This is a genomic window from Moorena sp. (genome assembly GCF_982860115.1).
This window is the reverse complement of the sequence record NZ_CEYLVT010000023.1, coordinates 34,214-52,371: the sequence shown is the minus strand read 5'-3', so window position 1 is coordinate 52,371 and position 18,158 is coordinate 34,214. Positions and strand designations below refer to the sequence as shown.

General features: G+C 43.1%; 16 protein-coding genes. 6 read left to right on the top strand and 10 right to left on the bottom strand.

Translation table 11 applies throughout. The annotated features are described in order from the left end of the window. Window positions 1-97: 97 nt before the first annotated feature. Together AC4II3_RS06625 and AC4II3_RS06620 are read right to left on the bottom strand one after the other, a co-directional pair. Window positions 98-2,011 carry a transketolase family protein gene (locus AC4II3_RS06625; RefSeq protein ID WP_488015587.1) on the bottom strand — a complete coding sequence of 638 codons (1,914 nt, stop codon included), beginning with the start codon at window positions 2,009-2,011 and terminating at the stop codon, window positions 98-100. Window positions 2,012-2,368: 357 nt separating this feature from the next. Continuing rightward, complete coding sequence (locus tag AC4II3_RS06620; RefSeq protein ID WP_488029224.1) at window positions 2,369-3,244, bottom strand: acylneuraminate cytidylyltransferase family protein; 876 nt, start codon at window positions 3,242-3,244, stop codon at window positions 2,369-2,371. A 669-nt stretch (window positions 3,245-3,913) separates the two neighbouring features. Between AC4II3_RS06620 and AC4II3_RS06615 the strand changes: the two genes are divergently transcribed. The 3 genes from AC4II3_RS06615 to AC4II3_RS06605 all read left to right on the top strand — a co-directional run bounded on the left by AC4II3_RS06615 (window position 3,914) and on the right by AC4II3_RS06605 (window position 5,255). Then, entirely contained in the window at window positions 3,914-4,327 is a 414-nt protein-coding gene (locus AC4II3_RS06615) for a hypothetical protein (RefSeq protein ID WP_488016945.1), read from the top strand. A gap of 50 nt (window positions 4,328-4,377) precedes the next feature. Then, the gene (locus tag AC4II3_RS06610) at window positions 4,378-4,812 is read left to right on the top strand and encodes a hypothetical protein (RefSeq protein ID WP_488016943.1); all 435 of its coding nucleotides are present in this window, start codon (window positions 4,378-4,380) and stop codon (window positions 4,810-4,812) included. Between the two features lie 107 nt (window positions 4,813-4,919). After that, complete coding sequence (locus tag AC4II3_RS06605) at window positions 4,920-5,255, top strand: hypothetical protein (protein ID WP_488016941.1); 336 nt, start codon at window positions 4,920-4,922, stop codon at window positions 5,253-5,255. A 154-nt stretch (window positions 5,256-5,409) separates the two neighbouring features. Here the strand turns inward: AC4II3_RS06605 and AC4II3_RS06600 are convergent, their stop codons facing one another. Further along, a complete protein-coding gene (locus tag AC4II3_RS06600) occupies window positions 5,410-5,988 on the bottom strand; it encodes a PEP-CTERM sorting domain-containing protein (protein ID WP_488029223.1) in 579 nt (192 codons plus the stop codon). A gap of 251 nt (window positions 5,989-6,239) precedes the next feature. Between AC4II3_RS06600 and AC4II3_RS06595 the strand changes: the two genes are divergently transcribed. Beyond that, window positions 6,240-6,770 (top strand): GNAT family N-acetyltransferase, encoded by a 531-nt coding sequence (locus AC4II3_RS06595; protein WP_488029222.1) that lies wholly within the window; start codon window positions 6,240-6,242, stop codon window positions 6,768-6,770. An 84-nt stretch (window positions 6,771-6,854) separates the two neighbouring features. On the opposite strand, the gene AC4II3_RS06590 is transcribed toward AC4II3_RS06595, so the two are convergent. The 3 genes from AC4II3_RS06590 to AC4II3_RS06580 form a co-directional block, all read right to left on the bottom strand. Next, complete coding sequence (locus AC4II3_RS06590; protein WP_488016304.1) at window positions 6,855-9,536, bottom strand: tetratricopeptide repeat protein; 2,682 nt, start codon at window positions 9,534-9,536, stop codon at window positions 6,855-6,857. Further along, window positions 9,533-10,729 carry a hypothetical protein gene (locus AC4II3_RS06585; RefSeq protein ID WP_488016306.1) on the bottom strand — a complete coding sequence of 399 codons (1,197 nt, stop codon included), beginning with the start codon at window positions 10,727-10,729 and terminating at the stop codon, window positions 9,533-9,535. Before AC4II3_RS06585 ends, AC4II3_RS06590 begins: the two co-directional genes overlap by 4 nt. A gap of 1,018 nt (window positions 10,730-11,747) precedes the next feature. Continuing rightward, complete coding sequence (locus tag AC4II3_RS06580) at window positions 11,748-11,981, bottom strand: hypothetical protein (protein WP_488029221.1); 234 nt, start codon at window positions 11,979-11,981, stop codon at window positions 11,748-11,750. Between the two features lie 563 nt (window positions 11,982-12,544). On the opposite strand from AC4II3_RS06580, the gene AC4II3_RS06575 reads away from it, so the two are divergent. After that, window positions 12,545-13,168 carry a DUF938 domain-containing protein gene (locus tag AC4II3_RS06575; RefSeq protein WP_488017223.1) on the top strand — a complete coding sequence of 208 codons (624 nt, stop codon included), beginning with the start codon at window positions 12,545-12,547 and terminating at the stop codon, window positions 13,166-13,168. Between the two features lie 158 nt (window positions 13,169-13,326). On the opposite strand, the gene AC4II3_RS06570 is transcribed toward AC4II3_RS06575, so the two are convergent. Continuing rightward, on the bottom strand, window positions 13,327-14,799 hold the full coding sequence (locus tag AC4II3_RS06570; protein ID WP_488017219.1) for an aldehyde dehydrogenase family protein: 1,473 nt from the start codon (window positions 14,797-14,799) through the stop codon (window positions 13,327-13,329). 144 nt (window positions 14,800-14,943) lie between these two features. Here AC4II3_RS06570 and AC4II3_RS06565 point away from each other — a divergent pair, with 144 nt between their 5' ends. After that, window positions 14,944-15,147 carry a hypothetical protein gene (locus AC4II3_RS06565; protein ID WP_488007801.1) on the top strand — a complete coding sequence of 68 codons (204 nt, stop codon included), beginning with the start codon at window positions 14,944-14,946 and terminating at the stop codon, window positions 15,145-15,147. Here the strand turns inward: AC4II3_RS06565 and AC4II3_RS06560 are convergent. From AC4II3_RS06560 to AC4II3_RS06550, 3 genes are all read right to left on the bottom strand, one after another. Then, on the bottom strand, window positions 15,112-16,008 hold the full coding sequence (locus tag AC4II3_RS06560) for a phytanoyl-CoA dioxygenase family protein (RefSeq protein ID WP_488007802.1): 897 nt from the start codon (window positions 16,006-16,008) through the stop codon (window positions 15,112-15,114). The genes AC4II3_RS06565 and AC4II3_RS06560 overlap by 36 nt on opposite strands. Window positions 16,009-16,101: 93 nt before the next feature. Beyond that, window positions 16,102-16,908 carry an SDR family oxidoreductase gene (locus AC4II3_RS06555; RefSeq protein ID WP_488007804.1) on the bottom strand — a complete coding sequence of 269 codons (807 nt, stop codon included), beginning with the start codon at window positions 16,906-16,908 and terminating at the stop codon, window positions 16,102-16,104. 15 nt (window positions 16,909-16,923) lie between these two features. Further along, window positions 16,924-17,997: an N-acetylneuraminate synthase family protein gene (locus AC4II3_RS06550; protein ID WP_488007806.1), complete on the bottom strand. Its 1,074-nt coding sequence runs from the start codon at window positions 17,995-17,997 to the stop codon at window positions 16,924-16,926. Window positions 17,998-18,158 lie beyond the last annotated feature (161 nt).

The window sequence follows — 18,158 nt, the reverse complement described above, 5'->3', positions numbered from 1 at the left end:
CCTCTTGCCTCTTGCCTCTTGCCTCTTGCCTCTTGCCTCTTGCCTCTTGCCTCTTGCCTTGGCTTGAAGGAGTATAGTCACAACTTAACTAAAAATGCTACATCATAGTTTTATTAATTTCAAATGCTAAACTTTCAGCATCTAGCCGATGAGCACGAAGCACTTCCTGATTTTGACCGCATTTCGGAATATTAAATACTCCAAATTGCCTGACCTGTAATTGTCCAGACAATCCTAATTCTGCCAACCCACTTACAATCCGATCTCCCTGTCCTCCTATTACATAATGGTTATCTAGGGTAAACACCCAGGAGTAACCTTGGAGGATTTGCTCCAACCAGTCTAAATCTACAAAATTTAGCCAAGGCAAATTCACTACTTTTAGGGTGATACCGTGATTCTGAGCCAATAACTGGGCAGCTTGATAGGCTTGTGGCAGCAGCACGGGACCGTAACCAAATAAAATAGCGTCTTGCCCCTCAGTTAAGGCAATCCCCTGACCCAATTCCAACTGATAATCCTCTGGTAATTGATAGGGAATCTGACAGGGGATCGAGACTAGCCTGATATAGCAACTACTGATAGTTCGATGCAAACAGTAGTCTAGAGCTAGGGATACTTCTGCTTCATTAGCTGGTTCAATCATCACCATATTCGGTATCGCTCCTAGGGCAGAAATATCCCTTACCGATTGGTGAGAATGACCAGGACCACCCGGTAGCAACCCAGCTAGGGAGCCAACATAAATAATCTTAGTCCGTTCGGTAGCATTATTATAGATTTGCTCATTGGGTCTGGTGGATAGGAAACAAGCAAAGGAATGCACGATGGGCAGTAACCCTTTCAGTGCCATCCCCCCGGCCTGAGATACCATATCTTGTTCGGCAATGCCACACTCAAAGAACCGTTTCGGGAACTTGTCTTTAAAGGGAATCAACCCACAATCGAGCATTAAATCGGCATCTAGTACTACCAGGTCTTGATTCCGTTCTGCTTGGGTAACCAAAGCTTTGGAATAGGCACTAACCAGTCGTTGCGCCCCATCAGCTACAGCAGGTTTGGCATAGGATAGTATCTCCAATGCTAAGGGGGATGCTCCAATTTGTTCCAATTGGGTATTAGCAGCAGCAATTAGTTCTGCGACTCCGGTCGTGTAGGCTTGATCATCCGGTGCCCCACTATGGAAGCGATATAAGTTCTCTTCTGGTTTGATGGCCGTATGTTCCATAAAGGAGATTCCTTTTCCCTTAATGGTGTCAGCAATCAGGATTTTGGGCTGGTTAGTGACTGCTTTCAATTTTGCGATCGCATTCCCTAAAGCCTTGACATCATTGCCATCACAGCGCTCAACATACCAGCCATAGGCCGCAAACTTCCGTTCCAAGTCCCCCAAGTCACTCACTTGGGACACCCAAGTATCGGACTGGATTTTATTATGATCCACAATCACAGTCATCTCATGGAATCCCAGATTTGCTGCTGGTTGGAGAGACTCCCAAAACTGACCCTCCTGCAACTCCCCATCCCCAGTTAATATATAAACATTTCCCTCTCGACCCATCAGCCGATTCGCGCTAATCATCCCCTTAGCCTTAGAAACCCCCATTCCCAAGGAACCAGTATTCGTTTCCAAGAACGGAATCGAAATATCTGGATGACCAGGAAGTCCATCTAACCGCCTCAAGCTATGGATACGCTCAAACTCCAGCAAACCATGGCCAATCAACACCGAGTACAAACCTGGTACATCGTGACCCTTAGAGGAAAAATAGATATCCCGTGGTTGATTAGAGTTAGTTTTCCTAACCCGTAATTCATTTAAAAACAGCCAACAAACAATATCTAAACTACTAAAACTACTACCAATATGCCCTGAACCCGCCTGTTTTATCATATATAAGGTATTGATTCGACAGTAGGTAGCAAAAAGCTCAGTATGAGTTTCGGGAGTAATGTTTAAATCCTTGAGGCGTTCAAACTCCCGAAACGGGACTAGAGATAAATTTGTCATTGGTTATTGCTTATTGGTTATTGGTCAGGTTTTGGGTTTTAGGGAGTCGGGAATCGGGAATCGGTAGATAAGGTTTGACGTTTTTTTATCACTGAATCATATCCAATTTAACTGCACAAGCGCTTAATCGGTTACTTATTTACTTGCTTAACCTTTAAACAAATTATACTTAGCAGTCTTGTTCAAATAAATAAGTAATTATAACTAATAATTACAGAAAAGAGCGGTTTTCATAATAACGATGTACACAGGATTTTTTTTCACTTCCAACTTTCCTCTTCTTTCTTTTCTACTCCCTACTCCCTACTCCCTACTCCCTGTTCCGGTTATTCCCTGTTCCCTACCAAATTTAAAAAACTAAATTGGTTTCTGGGAGACCATAGGTAAGTGAGCTTCTCCCTGTGCTATTAAATAGTCCAGATACCACCAATCCTTCAAGTCATTAATATCTAATCCCTCATGATCATGGGTAATAAATGGCATAATCACCTTTCCAGCAATTGTATACTCTTTCAGTACCACTTTTGACCAAGCAATTTCCAAGCTAGCATTTTGCACATAGACCTCTGGCAATGCCTGATACGGAGTACTATGCCAGGGGGTACGCCTGGTTGTTGGCCTTTGGCCTTCCCGTAGGGTAGGTTGGAGGTTGGGGGGTTGGAGGTTGGGGGGTTGGAGGTTGGGGGGTTGGAGGTTATGGTTAACCTGAGAATTGCCTAATTGAAAGGTGTTCTGCTCAAGCAACGGTTTCATCAGGTTGCCTTTGAGTACCCACATTTTACCAGGATGCTGCTGGCATTTCTCTACTGCCCGTAAGGAGTCTACTTGATTAGCTTGAGCCAAAAACGCCTGCCAAGCTCGTTGAATGGTCTGTGGTTGGCGACAAGGACTGGTTGGTCGCAGGATGCTGAAGCAATCAAATTCTCGCCCAAGATCACTCAAACGCCTCAGGGTGTAATCAATCCACTCAATATCTGGTGATTTGTCAGTAGCATACTCTGGCGGACGCAAAAATGGTACGTCAGCGCTATAGTAACGAGCAATTTCCGCCACCTCCTCTGAGTCAGTGGAAACAATCACTGCTGAGAACACTTGGCTTTGGGTTGCAGCAGCAATAGTATAAGCAATTAACGGATGCCCTTTCAAACGACGAATATTTTTACCAGGTACTCGTTTGGAACCAGCCCGGGCTGGAATCAAGGCAACTACTGTCGGAGTTTTAGAATCCACCAATTTTCCTGATCTTAGACAATTATCTTGCTGGCAAATTTTTTGTTACCACTTTATAGTTTACAGAAATAGGGAGTCGGGAATCGGGAGTCGGGAGTCGGTAGTAGAACGGGCATCTTGCCCGTTACAATTTTACAAGTAATTTTTGGTTTTATAATAACTCACTATTGCCGTTAGTTATCTATTAGTAATGGCTAGGATTTTATACTTGTCAATATTCACCATTATAGTGTATAATTATATATGCTTAAATCAATTACTTTAAGTACAAATTACTGGGTTTGAGTAAGTAGGGATTAGGGAGTAATAATTGCTCATTGCTACCGTGAACTAAATCCCACACACAGCATTTCCTTAATAAGGGAAGAAGCTTGTTCGCGTAGCGTGGCCTTTTGGCAAAAGTAAATTATCTGGTAAATCATAAGTAGTAAAAAACCGTTCTAATAGAGCAATGGTAAAAATTAACCGTCACAGCGTGTAATCGCAAATCACACCATAAAAATCACACTATATACAGAATCTGCACTAGTTTAATCAGAATGATAGCGGTGATACTACTTAGGATTTACACAGAATTTTGACCCTATTCCCTGTTCCCTATTACCTAAAATCCAAAACGTACTTCAAGCAATTGATAACTGGGATCGTAAACATTATCTTGCAGCAAAGCAAATGACAAACTCAGACCAGTTTGATACCCGTTTCAACCTTTTACTAACTGCCCTCGAGCGGATCACCCAACAGATTGAACAGCTCGGTCACAGAACCGATTCTAATGCTCGTGCTATCGAGCAAACCAACCAAAAGATTGAACAGCTTGGTCACAGGATCGATTCTAATGCTCGTGCCATCGAAGCCTTAACTGGGACTGTCAGTGAGTTCAAACGCGATCGCTTTCGAGTCTACTCTTTGATAGCCGATGTAGCGAAAGCTCAGGCAGATTCAGCTCAAAGTCAATCCCGAATGTATAGCATGATGGAAAACTTAGATGAGCGACAAGAACAACTCTCTCAGCGACAGGAACAACTGTCTAACCGACAAGGGGAGATTGTAGAAATTCTGAAGTTACTGGCTAAATCTAATTAGGATGCGCGAACCACTAGCTCTTGAAAAGACACTAAACACTATTGCAGCAAATGACAAACTCAGACCAGTTTGATACCCGTTTCAACCTTTTACTGACTGCCTTCGAGCGCATCGACCAACAGATTGAACAACTCGGTCACAGGATCGATGCTGTCACCCAACAGATTGAAAAGCTTGGTCACAGAACCGATTCCAATGCTCGTGCCATTGAAGCCCTAACTGATACTGTTAATGAGTTCAAACGCGATCGCGCTCAACTGTATTCTGTGATGGCTAATTTAGCACAATCTCAGTCTAATTTATTTCAATCTCAGGCTAATTTAGCGGACAGTCAATCCCGAATGTATGGCCTAATGGAAAACTTAGATCAACGACAGGAACAACTTTCTCAGGGACATGAACAACTTTCCCAGCGACAGGAACAACTGTCTAACCGACAGGGTGAGATTGTGGAAATTCTGAAATTATTGACTCAATCTAATTAGGGTTTAGAACCACTAGCGTAAGCTAAAGGCCTTTGGCCACGCTACGCGAACAGCTATCAGCTGATAGCTTACAGATCTTGAGAAAACACTAAACACTATTGCAGCAAATGACAAACTCAGACCAGTTTGATACCCGTTTCAACCTTTTACTAACTGCGATCGAGCAGATTAGCCAACAGATTGAACAGCTTCGTCAAAGAACGGATTCTAATGCTCGTGCTATCGAAGCTCTAACCGATACTGTTAGTGAATTGAAACGCGATCGCTCTCGACTATATTCTGTGATGGCCGATTTAGCACAATCTCAGTCTAATTTAGCTCAAAGTCAATCCCGAGTGTATGGCATGATGGAAAACTTAGATGAGCGACAGGAACAACTCTCTCAGCGACAGGGGGAGATTGTAGAAATTCTGAAATTATTGACTAAATCTCAAGCAGGGTAAATCTAAGCTATAAGCTATCAGTGGTCAGCGGTCAGCTGATAGCTTATAGCTGATATACCAATCCGTGTAGGAATTGCGAGAATTTTTGTTCCCTTTTCCCTACTCCCTGTTCCCTGTTCCCAGATCCGCTGTTCCCTTTGGTATAGCTGATAGCTTAAGCAAAAGGTTTCAGCTTACGTTTGATGGTTGAAGCTAAGCCGAGAGTGGCAAGGATAAAGAGACTTATACTATGAGTGGGTTCAGGGACAATCACCGGTTTCGCAGAAAAACTAATCGGTAACTCGCTATCTTCTGGTCCCAAATTTTCAAAACCACTGATAAATGGCGGTGCCGAAAAAATTTCAAAAAAACTAGGGGGCTGCAAAAAACTAGCGAAAAAGACATTAACAAAGTTTCCAGCTGAGGTGGAAAACCCAAAGCCATCAGTTGTTAACTGATTACCATCAATACTAATTAAATTGTCAACCTCGAAAGGTTCGTTTCCCGGTGTAGAAGTACCAGTAGGTTGCAAACCCGTAATTGTTTCGCTGTTGCGCGTGCCAGTAATTTCAGAAATCAGGAAAAAACCCAAATCATCAGGAGTATCATTAGTAGTGAAAGTACCACTGGCTTCGATACCAGGAGCAGAATAACTCCAGTTCCAATTTAACGCTGAAGCTGCCTGGGGTGCCACCAAAACCAATCCAGAGGTAGCAATCAGGAGTGTAGCAGATAGCAGAGTTAGATTTTTCATCGCAAATTTAGGGTTGATCAAAACTATACCAAAGGGAACAGGGAACAGGGAACAGGGAACAGGGAGTAGGGAGTAGGGAGTAGGGAAAAGGTAACAAAAATTCTCGCAATTCCTACACGGATTGGTATATCAGTTATGAGGTAAGCTTTTCAACCTCAAAGTCCCCCTTCTTAAGGGGGATTTAGGGGGATCAAGTTGTACCTTATGGGATATAGAATTAAATAATAACTCAAGACATGAAGCCGCACAACATGATTATCCGAGATGCAGAAATAAGGGATCGTGAGAGCGTGCGCTCCTTACATATATCGGCCTTTCCGATCGGGGAGGGTGATATTGTGGCAGGTCTCGCTGATGACCTCATCTCCAATATTACCGAGCCATGTACCCTATCATTGGTAGCTGTCGATGACAATAAAATAATTGGAAACATTGCATATAGTCCTGTATTTATTGCCGAAAAACCAGATTTCCATGGGTATATTCTGGCACCACTTGCTGTTAAGCCAGAATACCAAGGTAATCGTGTGGGGAGTAAACTAATTTATGCTGGGCTTAAGCGATTGCATAGTATGAATGTGGATATTGTCTTCGTGTATGGTGATCCTAGGTATTATGAACGATTTGGTTTTAAAGCAGAGTTGGCAACATATTTCATTACTCCATATCCATTGGAGTGGCCTTTTGGTTGGCAGGCACTGCTACTTGGGGAGATAGAGGTGCCAGGTGCTGCTGTGAATATCAAATGCGTAAAGTCTTTAAACAATTCTAAACTATGGTGATAGGGTGATAGGATTTATATAACAGGTTCAATTAGGCTTTAAAACCCTAGTATTATCGTTAGTTTTAGCCATAAATTTACCAAATTAAGATCTTCCCAATAGATTGTTGAAGTTATTGGAAATAGTGCGGGTGGTGGGATGTTCCTCTCCCAACTTATTGATAGCAATCTGTAGAGCCTGTCGGTAGAGGGGTTCCGCTTCTTGGTACCGCTCCTGGTCATGGTACAGTTCTGCCAGGTTGTTGAGGCTGGTGGCCACATCTGGGTGTTCTTCACCCAGCAGGCGTTTACTCAGGTCTAAGGCTTGCTTGTACAGGGGTTCCGCTTCTTCGTAGCGCTCCTGGTCATGGTACAGTTCTGCCAGGTTGTTGAGGCTGGTGGCTACATCTGGGTGTTCTTCACCCAGCAGGCGTTTACTCAGGTCTAAGGCTTGCAGGTACAGAGGTTCCGCTTCTTGGTAGCGCCCCTGGCTTTCGTACAGAGAAGCCAGGTTGTTGAGGCTGGTGGCCACATCTGGGTGTTCTTCACCCAGCAGCTGTTTACTCAGGTCTAAGGCTTGCAGGTACAGGGGTTCCGCTTTTTGGTAGCGCCCCTGGCTTTCGTACAGTAAAGCCAAGTTGTTGAGGCTGTCTGCCACATCTGGGTGTTCTTCACCCAGCAGGCGTTGCCTCAGGTCTAAGGCTTGCAGGTACAGGGGTTCCGCTTTTTGGTATCGCTCCTGGTCATGGTACAGTTCTGCCAGGTTGTTGAGGCTGGTGGCCACATCTGGGTGTTCTTCACCCAAGCGCTCTCTAACTTTTGATAAGCATTGCTGATACCAAGGCAAGGCTTGTTCGTAAGCTCCTTGACCCTGGTAAAAGCGGCCTAAGCCTACAAAAGGCCAGATTAAATCTTGGTCATTTAAGTATTCTTTTTGGTTAGTGGCAACTTCCACCAGGTGAGAGATAGCAGGGGTAATTGCTAGAATGTCGGACTGAATTGGGGTCTCAGGAATATCTTTTGCTATTGCTACGATAGCTGAACAAAAGCCCTGTTTTAGTTTGTCAATATCAGCTAATTGTTCCCCCTTGATAGCCAAAAACTCTCTAATCCGTTCGTGAAGTTGGTAGGTGTTATCATCCAACTGCTGGAGTAAATACTTTTGAACTAAGATATCCCGATTCACGACCAAATCAAAGTCTAAGCTAGCTGCCCTAGCCGCCTGGGATACTAATGACCATGGAATAGGAGCCAAGGCAAACAAACTCAAAAGACTAGCCATGGTTTGAGCTGAAGACTCTAACGCATCCCAATTGAGTTCCAGCATAACTTCTGTACCAGAGTCCCCTTGTTGAGATTGCTCCTCATGTAGGTCTGAGCGCTGTGCGGCTATAGTGTATAATCCTAGAGGTATACAGCCAACTTTTTGACAGAGTGTTTTGGCAAACTCTAGCTCTTGTTGATCAAACTCCTGCCTTAACAACTTTGCTAATAATTCTAGAGCAGCAGTTTCTGGTAATTCTCCCAGAGGAAGTGATGCATAGGGTAACTGTGAACTACGTGTAGTGATTAATACCCTAAATCGAGAACCCATGGGCGGTAAGTAATCTTGGATTTGCTTGATATCAGTGACATTATCAAAAACTAATAAAACCTTACCTGGTCGCCACTTTTTCCAGCAATAAAGAAGTTGGCTAGCAATGCTGAGCTTTTCAGGAATCTTAAAACTAGGAAAATCATTCACAATTGCAAATTCCGAGAGCTGGGTGACAATATCAACTCCCTGGAGATTTAACCAACAACAGCCACCAGGATAATCTTCTAATTTGTACCAAGAGTATCGAATTGCTAGTTCTGTTTTCCCTACTCCCCCCTTACCGGTGCAATCAGTAATGGCTACAATAGTGTTGTCTTGCAATAGCTGATCTAACTCTTCGAGTGGCTGCTCTCTATCCACAAACTTACAGGCTTGACTAGTAGGTATATTGTGGGCAATCTCAAAGGGATTAGGATGATAAACATCCCGATCACCATCCCAACTGCGACGATAAAAATAGGTTGGTAGTTGCTGTTTATTCAAACTAGCAAATTGTTGCTTAACGTGATTAGCAACTACTTCCAGATCTGGCAGCCAGTCGTGTTGCTCCAACGCTTTTCTTACGGCTTGGGAAAAGTATCCCGTTTTTTCCGAGGAGTTAACTTTTGCTGTCTCCCCTTCTCTCGTAGCCAGTAAGACAAACTGTTTACTTTCTTTCCTAGGTTGACCACTATTAAAATGTTTTCCTCCCAAATTAGTTGGTCGCCCTCTTGACTCTAAAAGATAATTAGCACAAGCATCGACTATACAAATATGATGGGGAATTTTAAAGGCATCTGAACCTAAAAGCAGTAACAGGGAATTAAAATCTAGATTCTGCCAATTAGTTTTACTAGCATCAGCACAAAGTAGCCTGCGATTCCGTTCGGAGGTAATTAAACCATGACCTGCCCAAAATATAAACAGTAAATCTCCGTTTTTTTGAGACAGGTCATTGGTAATGATATCAACTATATTCTGCTCTGTTGCTGGCTCTGAATTTATATCAAATTCTTGAACAAGTTCACTATTTCCATTTAAAGGTGACAAACAGAGCCTGATATTATCCTTTGGGACTCCTTGTGATAACAACCAATCAGCAAACGTGATAGCATCATGAACGGGACCATCAACATTCCAGTTTGTTGCTTGATAGTTTTCGATACCGACAATTAACCCATAGGTTTTTTCTGGCTTAGCAGTAATAGTCATGGTAACCTCGGGATAATTGCTTTCCAGGTAGCAGGGTTTGTCCAATAAGCACTATGAGCTTGGGGAAAGGGTTGTTTACTGTCCACCAAAACATCCTGCACTTTATTAGGAAATAAATTAGCACCAATGTAACTAAGGAAATCTCGTAAATCATAAATATTCAACCACTCCGGAAAAAAGTCTGGCAGAGGCTGACCAAATTCTAGGCTAGATAAGGCATTAATTTCGTATAAAAAGGGAGCTTGAGAACCCACTGTAATTAATAATGTCACCTGTGCCATTGGTTGAGTAACTAATAAATCAACACAAGCAATCCCTCCTAAACTATGAGCTAATATAACAACTGGTGGTTCAGCGTCTTCTATCGTTTTCTGGATAAAATTACGTATTTGCTGACCCCGACTTTGATAGAGTATGATATCACCAGGTGTAGGAGTATTTGCTTCAGTAATTGCACCCCTTTTACTCCTTACCCAAGCTGTAGCTGGACCCGCCAATAAGGAAAGTGGTTTCTGGATCCAGTCACCCAATCCCAAGTCTTCCTCCTTACCCAAAGCATTACTGAGTGATTTCACGAGTTGATCACGCAATTCCGGATTAGGAAGTATTATAGGATTCTGACTGTTCTGCTGAGAGTCAAACATTGCCTGAGCAATAATTGCTCTTGCGATCGCTCTAGTTATGGTATCACCATCTTCACCATCTAAATCAGAGACTTGGTTTAATACGTCTTGATAAACAGCACTACTCGTAACATGGCGTCGTGCCTGATCAAACCCCTCTGCTATGCCTGCTGCTTCTAATTTTTCTTGCAATTCTCCAGTAGGAATTAAATCCAGCAACCGGTCATGTAATTGATCTCCCGGTTGTTCCCCAAAAGGATTACTATCACCACCAGTGCTTGGTTGAAACGACAACAATCCCAACTCATAAAGGGGGTTCTGATATAACTGCTGCCAAAGAATAATCTCTTGATCCTCTTCCTCTCCCTGATCCAGAGCTAAAGTAGCATCAAACAACGGTATCGATCTCCCTTTAGCATTGAGCTTACTCCCAAATTCCCCACCCCAACAGCAAGGAACAACGGTAATGTCCGGACGTTGTTCAGTGACAAACCCCTCAACTATCTTAAAGGTTTGTTCATAGGCAGCTTGCCTAACCCCTGTGCCATGGACAAATACGAGAGTTGTCATAGTTTAGAAGATAGTTGATCAATATCTATATCTATATATTTTAGCCTCAGCGGTCAGCCGTCAGCCGTCAGCCCTCAGCAGACTTAACTCAAATTCAAAGAATGCTTAGATATTTTATTCAAAAGCTCAAAGGTAAGCATTCAGCCTAATACTGTCAGCGGAAGGCCTTTGGCCACTAGCTGACCGCTGACCGCTGATAACTGACCGCTGTTCTAGCTTTTATAAATGAAATGTAAACGTAGTAGGTCTTTTTTTATTGTCCTACAAAACCCCGAATCTATTGGCTATATTGACTTTTGTATTTTGCTTTTAGACTTTTTATTTAACAATTTTGTTTACAACTCAAATATAAACCTTATACATACCAATAAAAAAAAAGCGGTCAAGTTTTGGTTAACCCAAATTCTTGACCGAATTCTATGTTGTAAACCATCATAAGTACAGCTTAGCTGCACTTAAATGTAAATCACTACTGATCCACGAATACATTATTATCGAGTTAGTCTGCAACTCCTCGAAAGCAACAACATCCCAACTCAGTTTACTTGACACTCCCCGTCCTGTAAGAACGGGGATTCTTAGTTCTACGACATGCCTTAAAATTAGTTATCCTGAAAGGCAATACTTAAGCCAAATGCCCGTTAAAAACCAAACATCTAGCCTAATTTAACTAACCCCAGTGGGCTTGTCTCCCTAAGCGTTGAGTTTCCTCAGTTTCCGTGTGCCCCACGGTACTTTTGTTTTCAAAGTTTGCTTTACTGGTTTTCGGTATCTGTTAGGATCCATACGTTTTTAATGAGGTTTTTCGCTCCTCGTGTACTAGTATCGCTTTACGTCGTTGTTTTTAAACTGGCAGTACCGACGAATCCTGCCTGTACTAGGCTACATTTTATTATATCACACAAAGCCGTCCTGGAAGGACGGGGCTTGAGACCCAAAATTTTTGGTCATACCCCTCCACAAAATAATTTCCACAATTCTTGGCCGCCAGGGCGGCAAACCCTGGCAACACCCTATCCTAGTCTAGGTATAAATATCGAATCAAGGTGCTCATAACTTCACCAGGATTTTCCGTAGGCTCGGGAGTGCTCCACTCCTCGGGATAGGCGTATTTAAGGGCATAAATAGCATAAATAGTATGCCGAACTTGTTTAGGAGAACCAATCAAAATATGCTTGAATTTTTTCCCTTTGCGACCTTGATTGTCAGGGTTTTGATTTTCATCAGAGTTGGGGTTAATGTTTTGATTCATGACCAGTTATTAGTGTAAATGGCTTACATTATTAATATATAAATAAATTAATATATTGTCAAGGGGTTTAGGAATTTTTTTTATTACGAAATATGGAGATTGTGGAAAGGGTGGGGAGTGTAATAAATGTGGAAATTATCAGATGTCAACTATTTGTATTTTGTTGAATTTTTTGATAATATAAATTCTGTTATGATCAGTTATGTAGGGTGCGTTAAGGACGGATTTGCCCTGATGTTATCCGTAGTCAGTGTTGGAACATTCCGTCCCGTAACGCACCACTTCCTAGATTTTTTTAAAGCTTGTAAACTGATGTTTATAGCGGCTTTTAGTCTAATCAGGTAAAGAGGATTGTTTCCCTATTGCCTATTGCCTCTTGCCTATTGCCTCTTGCCTCTTGCCTATTGCCTCTTGCCTATTGCCTATTGCCTCTTGCCTACTCCGCTGTATGGGATGATATTAATAGCTTTTTGGCATGGGCATCTTGCCGTGGAATGGGCATCTTGCCGTGGAATGGGCATCTTGCCCGTTACCACTCTTATCATTATCGGGGAGAAGAATTAGTGGACAGCAGAAAATACGCCCCAGCAACCCAGCGCAACCGGGAACCAATTTTAAACGTACTTTTAGAGATACTACCAGCCACTGGCACAATTTTAGAAATTGCTAGCGGTACCGGAGAACACGCTATCTATTTTGCACAACAGTTAAACCCTCGAAAATGGATTCCTTCGGATATTGATGCTTCCCTCCGTGACAGTATCATCGCCTGGGCTAAAGATTACCCTAGCGACAACCTCCATCAACCCCTTGATATTGATGTCAGTCAGCCAGTTTGGAAAGTAGAACAGGAAATACTATCAGAAATACCAGATATTGTAGCGATGGTGAATATTAATATGATTCACATTTCACCGTGGTCTACTTGTTTAGGATTAATGGCAGGTGCTGGTCGTATTCTTTCATCAGGAGATATTCTATATTTATACGGTCCCTACAAACAAGGTAATAAACACACTGCACTTTCCAATGCTGATTTTGACTCCTATTTACGAGAACAAAACCCAGAATGGGGAGTACGTAATTTAGAAGATGTTGTAGAAGTTGCTAGTAATCATAATCTCATCCTTGAAAAAACTTATCAAATGCCAGCTAATAATCTTTCGGTAGTATTTAAACACATGTAAGCAGTCAGTGGTCAGCGGTCAGCGGTCAGCAATTATTTGCTCCTATAAACATTACCCTTGGATAACCGTAATCCAAGGGTATATAACGTTACTTATAGTAATAAAGGAAACAGGATTTTTTCCCTACTCCCTACTCCCTACTCCCTACTCCCTTATGATCAAAATTGCTCAGGATCAATATTAATATAGATATCCTTCAACTCAGAATAGACATCCAAGGCTTCTGTGCCTGGTTCACGGGTACCATTACCAGATTGCTTGAGTCCACCAAAGGGCATATGGGGTTCACTGCCATAGGTACCGGCATTCACTACAGCTACCCCAGTTTGGACTTTCTCACAAAACCGTACTGCACGGTGGATGTTGCGAGTGTGAATCGAAGCAGTTAAGCCATAGGGGGAATCGTTGGCAAGAGCAAGAGCTTCCTTAAAGTCTTTGACCCGGTAGAGACTAGCAATCGGACCAAATAATTCACATTGAGAAATTTCCGCGTGGGGGTCTACATTCTCTAGCAGGGTCGGAGCCATATAGAAACCAGTAGCATGGTCAGGGTCTGTTAAGCGATCGCCTCCCACCAGCACCGTTGCTCCTGCTTGCTGTGCCTGTTTAACTGCTGCAATCATGTTGGTCAACTGTTGCTCATTAATCACTGGACCGAGGTCATCCTGGTCAGTGGGACCTAATTTTAATTCCTTAGTTTTCTCTACTAATTGGTCACGGAATTGATCATAGATGCTGTCAAAGACAATGATTCGACTAGCAGAAGCACAACGTTGACCAGCATTACTAAACACTGAGAGTAAGGTCCACTTGATAGCATTGTTCAAATCCGCATCATCACACACAACCAAGGGATTCTTACCCCCCAATTCCAGGGATACCCTACCAAAGCGCTCCCCAGCTACCCGTTGCACAATTCGTCCTACTTCTGTGGAGCCGGTAAAGCTAACCACAGCCACATCAGTATGGGCAACCAAGGGAGCGCCCGCTTCTTCACCATATCCCTGAATAATATTGAGTACACCAGGGGGTAACCCAGCCTCTTGAGCAATTTGTCCAACTATCCAAGCCGTGGCGGGAGTGTCTTCTGCTACTTTTAATACCGCGCTATTGCCACAAACCAGGGCTGGAAAGACTTTCCAGGCTACATTAGCAATGGGAGTATTGGCCGCAATAATTAATCCAGCGACTCCCAGAGGTTGACGCACAGTCATGGCATATTTATTAACCACACCGCTGGTAGTGGTGCGACCATACAACCGTTGTCCTTCACTCGCGTAGAATAATCCTAATGCGATCGCACCGCCAGTTTCTCCATAAGCTGAACCATAGGACTTACCCGTTTCTGCTGCTACTATCTTGGCAATCTCTTCCTGACGGGCTTTCATACCCAGCACAATCTCGTGTAAGATGTTTCCCCGTTGTACGGGAGGAGTATCAGCCCAAGCCGGTTGAGCCTGTTTAGCTGACTTTACCGCTTGCTCAATATCTGCTGCTCTTGAGCGAGCTACCTGACATAGCACTTGACCATTGGTGGGGTCTAGCTTATCAAACCATTCTCCTGCCACTGCTGTTACTTGTTGACCATTAATCCAGTTCAAGACTTGGCTTGGTAAATAGTCTGGTGCCATTAGTTGTTCCCCCTTGGAAGTATCTCATGGTGAGTAATGATATAGCATTTTTATTTGAGTTGTGAACATAGGATTTATAAGAAAAGGGAGCAGGGAGCAGGGAATAGGGAACAGGGAGCAGGGAGCAGGGAGCAGTGATAAAATTTGACTATTTCAGCACTGAAATTGATTGTTATCACTTCCGTTATTAAGTTTTTTTGTACTGCGGCAATATATCAGTATTGCGTTTTTCATAGCTATAAACTAAACATAATTTATTCCCTACTCCCGATTCCCGATTCCCGATTCCCTACTCCCTACTCCCTATTCCATCTATTGAGCTCCCAAAAGATATTGGTCTATCATTGAAGTATTGTGATTAACCAAGGGAGCATGAAGTGGCTTTCTAACCCACCCGAACCAGGGAAAATTGATGGCAAAGGGCGATATATATTGTAGTATAATCACAAACCTGGGGTTTTTTCCTGGTCGGCTACCGAAATGGAAACATCGGGATGTATCGGCAAATATCATTGTCCCAGACGCACCAGTTATCGAATAGAAGTGTTGCGGATCAATGAAGCGACTGATCCACTCATCCTTTAGTCTTCCTCCTTGATAAGATCGGTATATTTTCTGCGATTCTTGTGCTGGAATTAGAGTCAGAGGACCAGACTCTTCTGTCACATCCTCTACATAAATATATAACTTAATTTGCCTAACGCCTTCTGGGTCTAAATGAAAAAATTGAGCTCCTCCTTCATAGAGTTTTTTATTGGGCGAGTAGAGTAACTTAACGCCATTGATAATTGGTAAAATGCCAATGTATTTTGTTACTATACTTACTAACGTTGGATCACAAGCTAGTTTTACTAAAGACTCCGTAAGTCTAGACTTATCTGGATGGATACCTCTGAGGTATTGTTCCTTTCCTTCACCTTTTTTGGTAAAAATAGATTGATCAACAGTAGCGATATAGTCCCGAGATTCCGCAATTATTTGGTTAACCGCATCAAACTCTTGGGGAAACCACACTAGAAATCCATCTTTTTTAGATACACTAGGTAATTTTTGGTTACGCTTAATGACTTGAAAGGCTAAATATTTGCGAATACTATAAGTAGGAAAGTTTAAAAATCTACTAATCCTTTCGTAAACCTTTCGCTTGGTGTAGGGATAGTTAAAGTGCTTCTGGTATTCAAGAAAACGTTTATTTATTAAAGGGTGCATCTTGTAAATCAATAACTCAGCTATGCAGCGCCGACCTGAGGAGGTTTCCGACCTCAGCGACTGCATTAAAACAGTGAGATGCACCAGTTTAGTCTACCAAACGGTAAAACCGCCATCGACTCGGAGTTCGATACCTGTGACATAGGCAGAGGCATCGGATGCTAGAAACACTAATGGGCCAAGTAAATCTTCAAACTCTGCCATCCGTCCTAGAGGAACGCGATCGCAAAATTTACGTTTGAATTCCTGATCCTGTCCACCCAATACTCCTCCCGGAGAAAGGGTATTAACCCGGACACCAAAGGGTCCCCAGTGGGTAGCAAAGTACCGGGTTAAATTAACCAGTGCTGCCTTCGATGCCCCATAGGCAGGGGGTTTTAAAAAAGGAGGATCGCACTCCAGATGCTCATAAAACCGGGCATCGGGAGATACGCTCCCATACAAGGAACCGATATTAATGATTGAACCTCGTCTAGCTTCCACCATCGGGCTACCGAAGACTTGGGTCACTTGGAATGCTCCCAAGAGATTCACCTCAAATACCTTGCGGCAAATCTCTAGGGGGATCTCGTCCAAGGGGTAGGTTGTCACTGGACCAGGAGGTTGGTCAATCCCAGCATTGTTGACAATCACATCAGGAATGCCAATGTCGCTCAGGATGCGATCGCGAATTGCGGTCATGGCAGTGCGATCGCATATATCACCCCGCTCCAAACACAAACGAGTCTTGGGATAATGCCCTTGAAGTAGCTCAAAAGACTTTGGCACCTGAGCCAATGGTAGGTCTATGCCCACAACCGTTGCGCCAGCATCCAGTAATGCCCGACTCCAAACCGGTCCTAGTTTACCTAAGACTCCAGTAACAATAGCGATTTTGCCAGAGAGGTCAAAATAATTCACGAAGCCAACAATACCCTACACAGCAATCTGTTTAATATTTTCCACCAACCCAGCCAAAGTAATCGACTCATCCACCCTTAGGGGTTTGGTTAAGACTTTACCAATCACATTGTCCAATTCATAGGGGGGTAAACCATCCCCTGGGGATTTCATCGCGATATCCTCTGCCCTTAAAACATGTCCTACAGGTAAATTATCCGCAGCAACCAGTTTTTTACCCATCTTGAAGTAAGCAGGACGTTCATTTAGGTGTACCTTCTTCACCCCATCCCCAAAAGCTTGGCGAGTGCGTCTTAGGTCTCTTACCATCTTGCGCAACCCTGTCGGTTCTAAGGAAAAAGCATGGTCTGTTCCTTTCATCGCCCGGTTCAGGGTAAAGTGTTTCTCAATCACACGAGCCCCAAGAACATAAGCCGCCACTGCCATAGCGATACCGTTATCATGGCTAGATAGACCAATCACACTATCACCGAACAGTTCCCGATAAGTCTCGATCACCTTCAGGTCAAGTTCTTCAAAGTCCGCTGGATAGCTTGCCGTACATTGGAGGATACACAGCTGGGGGTTAATCGGCATAATCGCATCGTAAACCCGTTGCACATCTTCTAACGTAGCTGCACCCGTGCTAACGATCATGGGCTTCTGGAATTGAGCAATATGTTTAATTAGGGGCAAGCTCTTAAGGTCTCCAGAAGCGATCTTATAAGCTGGCATATCCAACTCACCCAAAAAGTCCGCACTCGGAATATCAAAAGCAGTAGAGAAAAACGTAATCCCTACGTCTTCAGCATACTTTTTCAGTTCCTGATATTCGTAAGCACCAAATTCTAGAAACTCCCGATGTTCACCGTAGGTCAAACCAAAACTATTTTCATGGTCATAAGGTCTGTCAAAAGCAGCTTTCGTGTAAAGGGCACGATTGTCTCGTTTTTGTAGTTTTACAGCATTCGCTCCGCATTCCTTAGCAATCCGGAACATTTCTTTACACTTTTCCAAGCTGCCTTGATGGTTATTCCCAATTTCAGCAATTACAAAGCAATCGCTATCGTCATTAATTTCAAAACCATTAATAGTCAGTCTTCGGGACATTTTACACTCCTACAACCAATAAATTCCTATCGGTTTTTCACCACTGACCAATGGTTTACCATTAATTACCTAGGATTTCAATACGTATTTATCTTTTTCTCAGCATTTAGCCGTCAGCGGTCAGCCTTTAGCTGATAGCCGTCAGCCTTTAGCTGATAGCC

Coding starts and splice junctions, on each gene's coding strand:
- AC4II3_RS06625 (WP_488015587.1), bottom strand. CDS start 2,011: ATGACAAATTTATCTCTAGTCCCGTTTCGGGAGTTTGAACGCCTCAAG.
- AC4II3_RS06615 (WP_488016945.1), top strand. CDS start 3,914: ATGACAAACTCAGACCAGTTTGATACCCGTTTCAACCTTTTACTAACT.
- AC4II3_RS06610 (WP_488016943.1), top strand. CDS start 4,378: ATGACAAACTCAGACCAGTTTGATACCCGTTTCAACCTTTTACTGACT.
- AC4II3_RS06605 (WP_488016941.1), top strand. CDS start 4,920: ATGACAAACTCAGACCAGTTTGATACCCGTTTCAACCTTTTACTAACT.
- AC4II3_RS06600 (WP_488029223.1), bottom strand. CDS start 5,988: ATGAAAAATCTAACTCTGCTATCTGCTACACTCCTGATTGCTACCTCT.
- AC4II3_RS06595 (WP_488029222.1), top strand. CDS start 6,240: ATGATTATCCGAGATGCAGAAATAAGGGATCGTGAGAGCGTGCGCTCC.
- AC4II3_RS06590 (WP_488016304.1), bottom strand. CDS start 9,536: ATGACTATTACTGCTAAGCCAGAAAAAACCTATGGGTTAATTGTCGGT.
- AC4II3_RS06585 (WP_488016306.1), bottom strand. CDS start 10,729: ATGACAACTCTCGTATTTGTCCATGGCACAGGGGTTAGGCAAGCTGCC.
- AC4II3_RS06580 (WP_488029221.1), bottom strand. CDS start 11,981: ATGAATCAAAACATTAACCCCAACTCTGATGAAAATCAAAACCCTGAC.
- AC4II3_RS06570 (WP_488017219.1), bottom strand. CDS start 14,799: ATGGCACCAGACTATTTACCAAGCCAAGTCTTGAACTGGATTAATGGT.
- AC4II3_RS06560 (WP_488007802.1), bottom strand. CDS start 16,008: ATGCACCCTTTAATAAATAAACGTTTTCTTGAATACCAGAAGCACTTT.
- AC4II3_RS06550 (WP_488007806.1), bottom strand. CDS start 17,997: ATGTCCCGAAGACTGACTATTAATGGTTTTGAAATTAATGACGATAGC.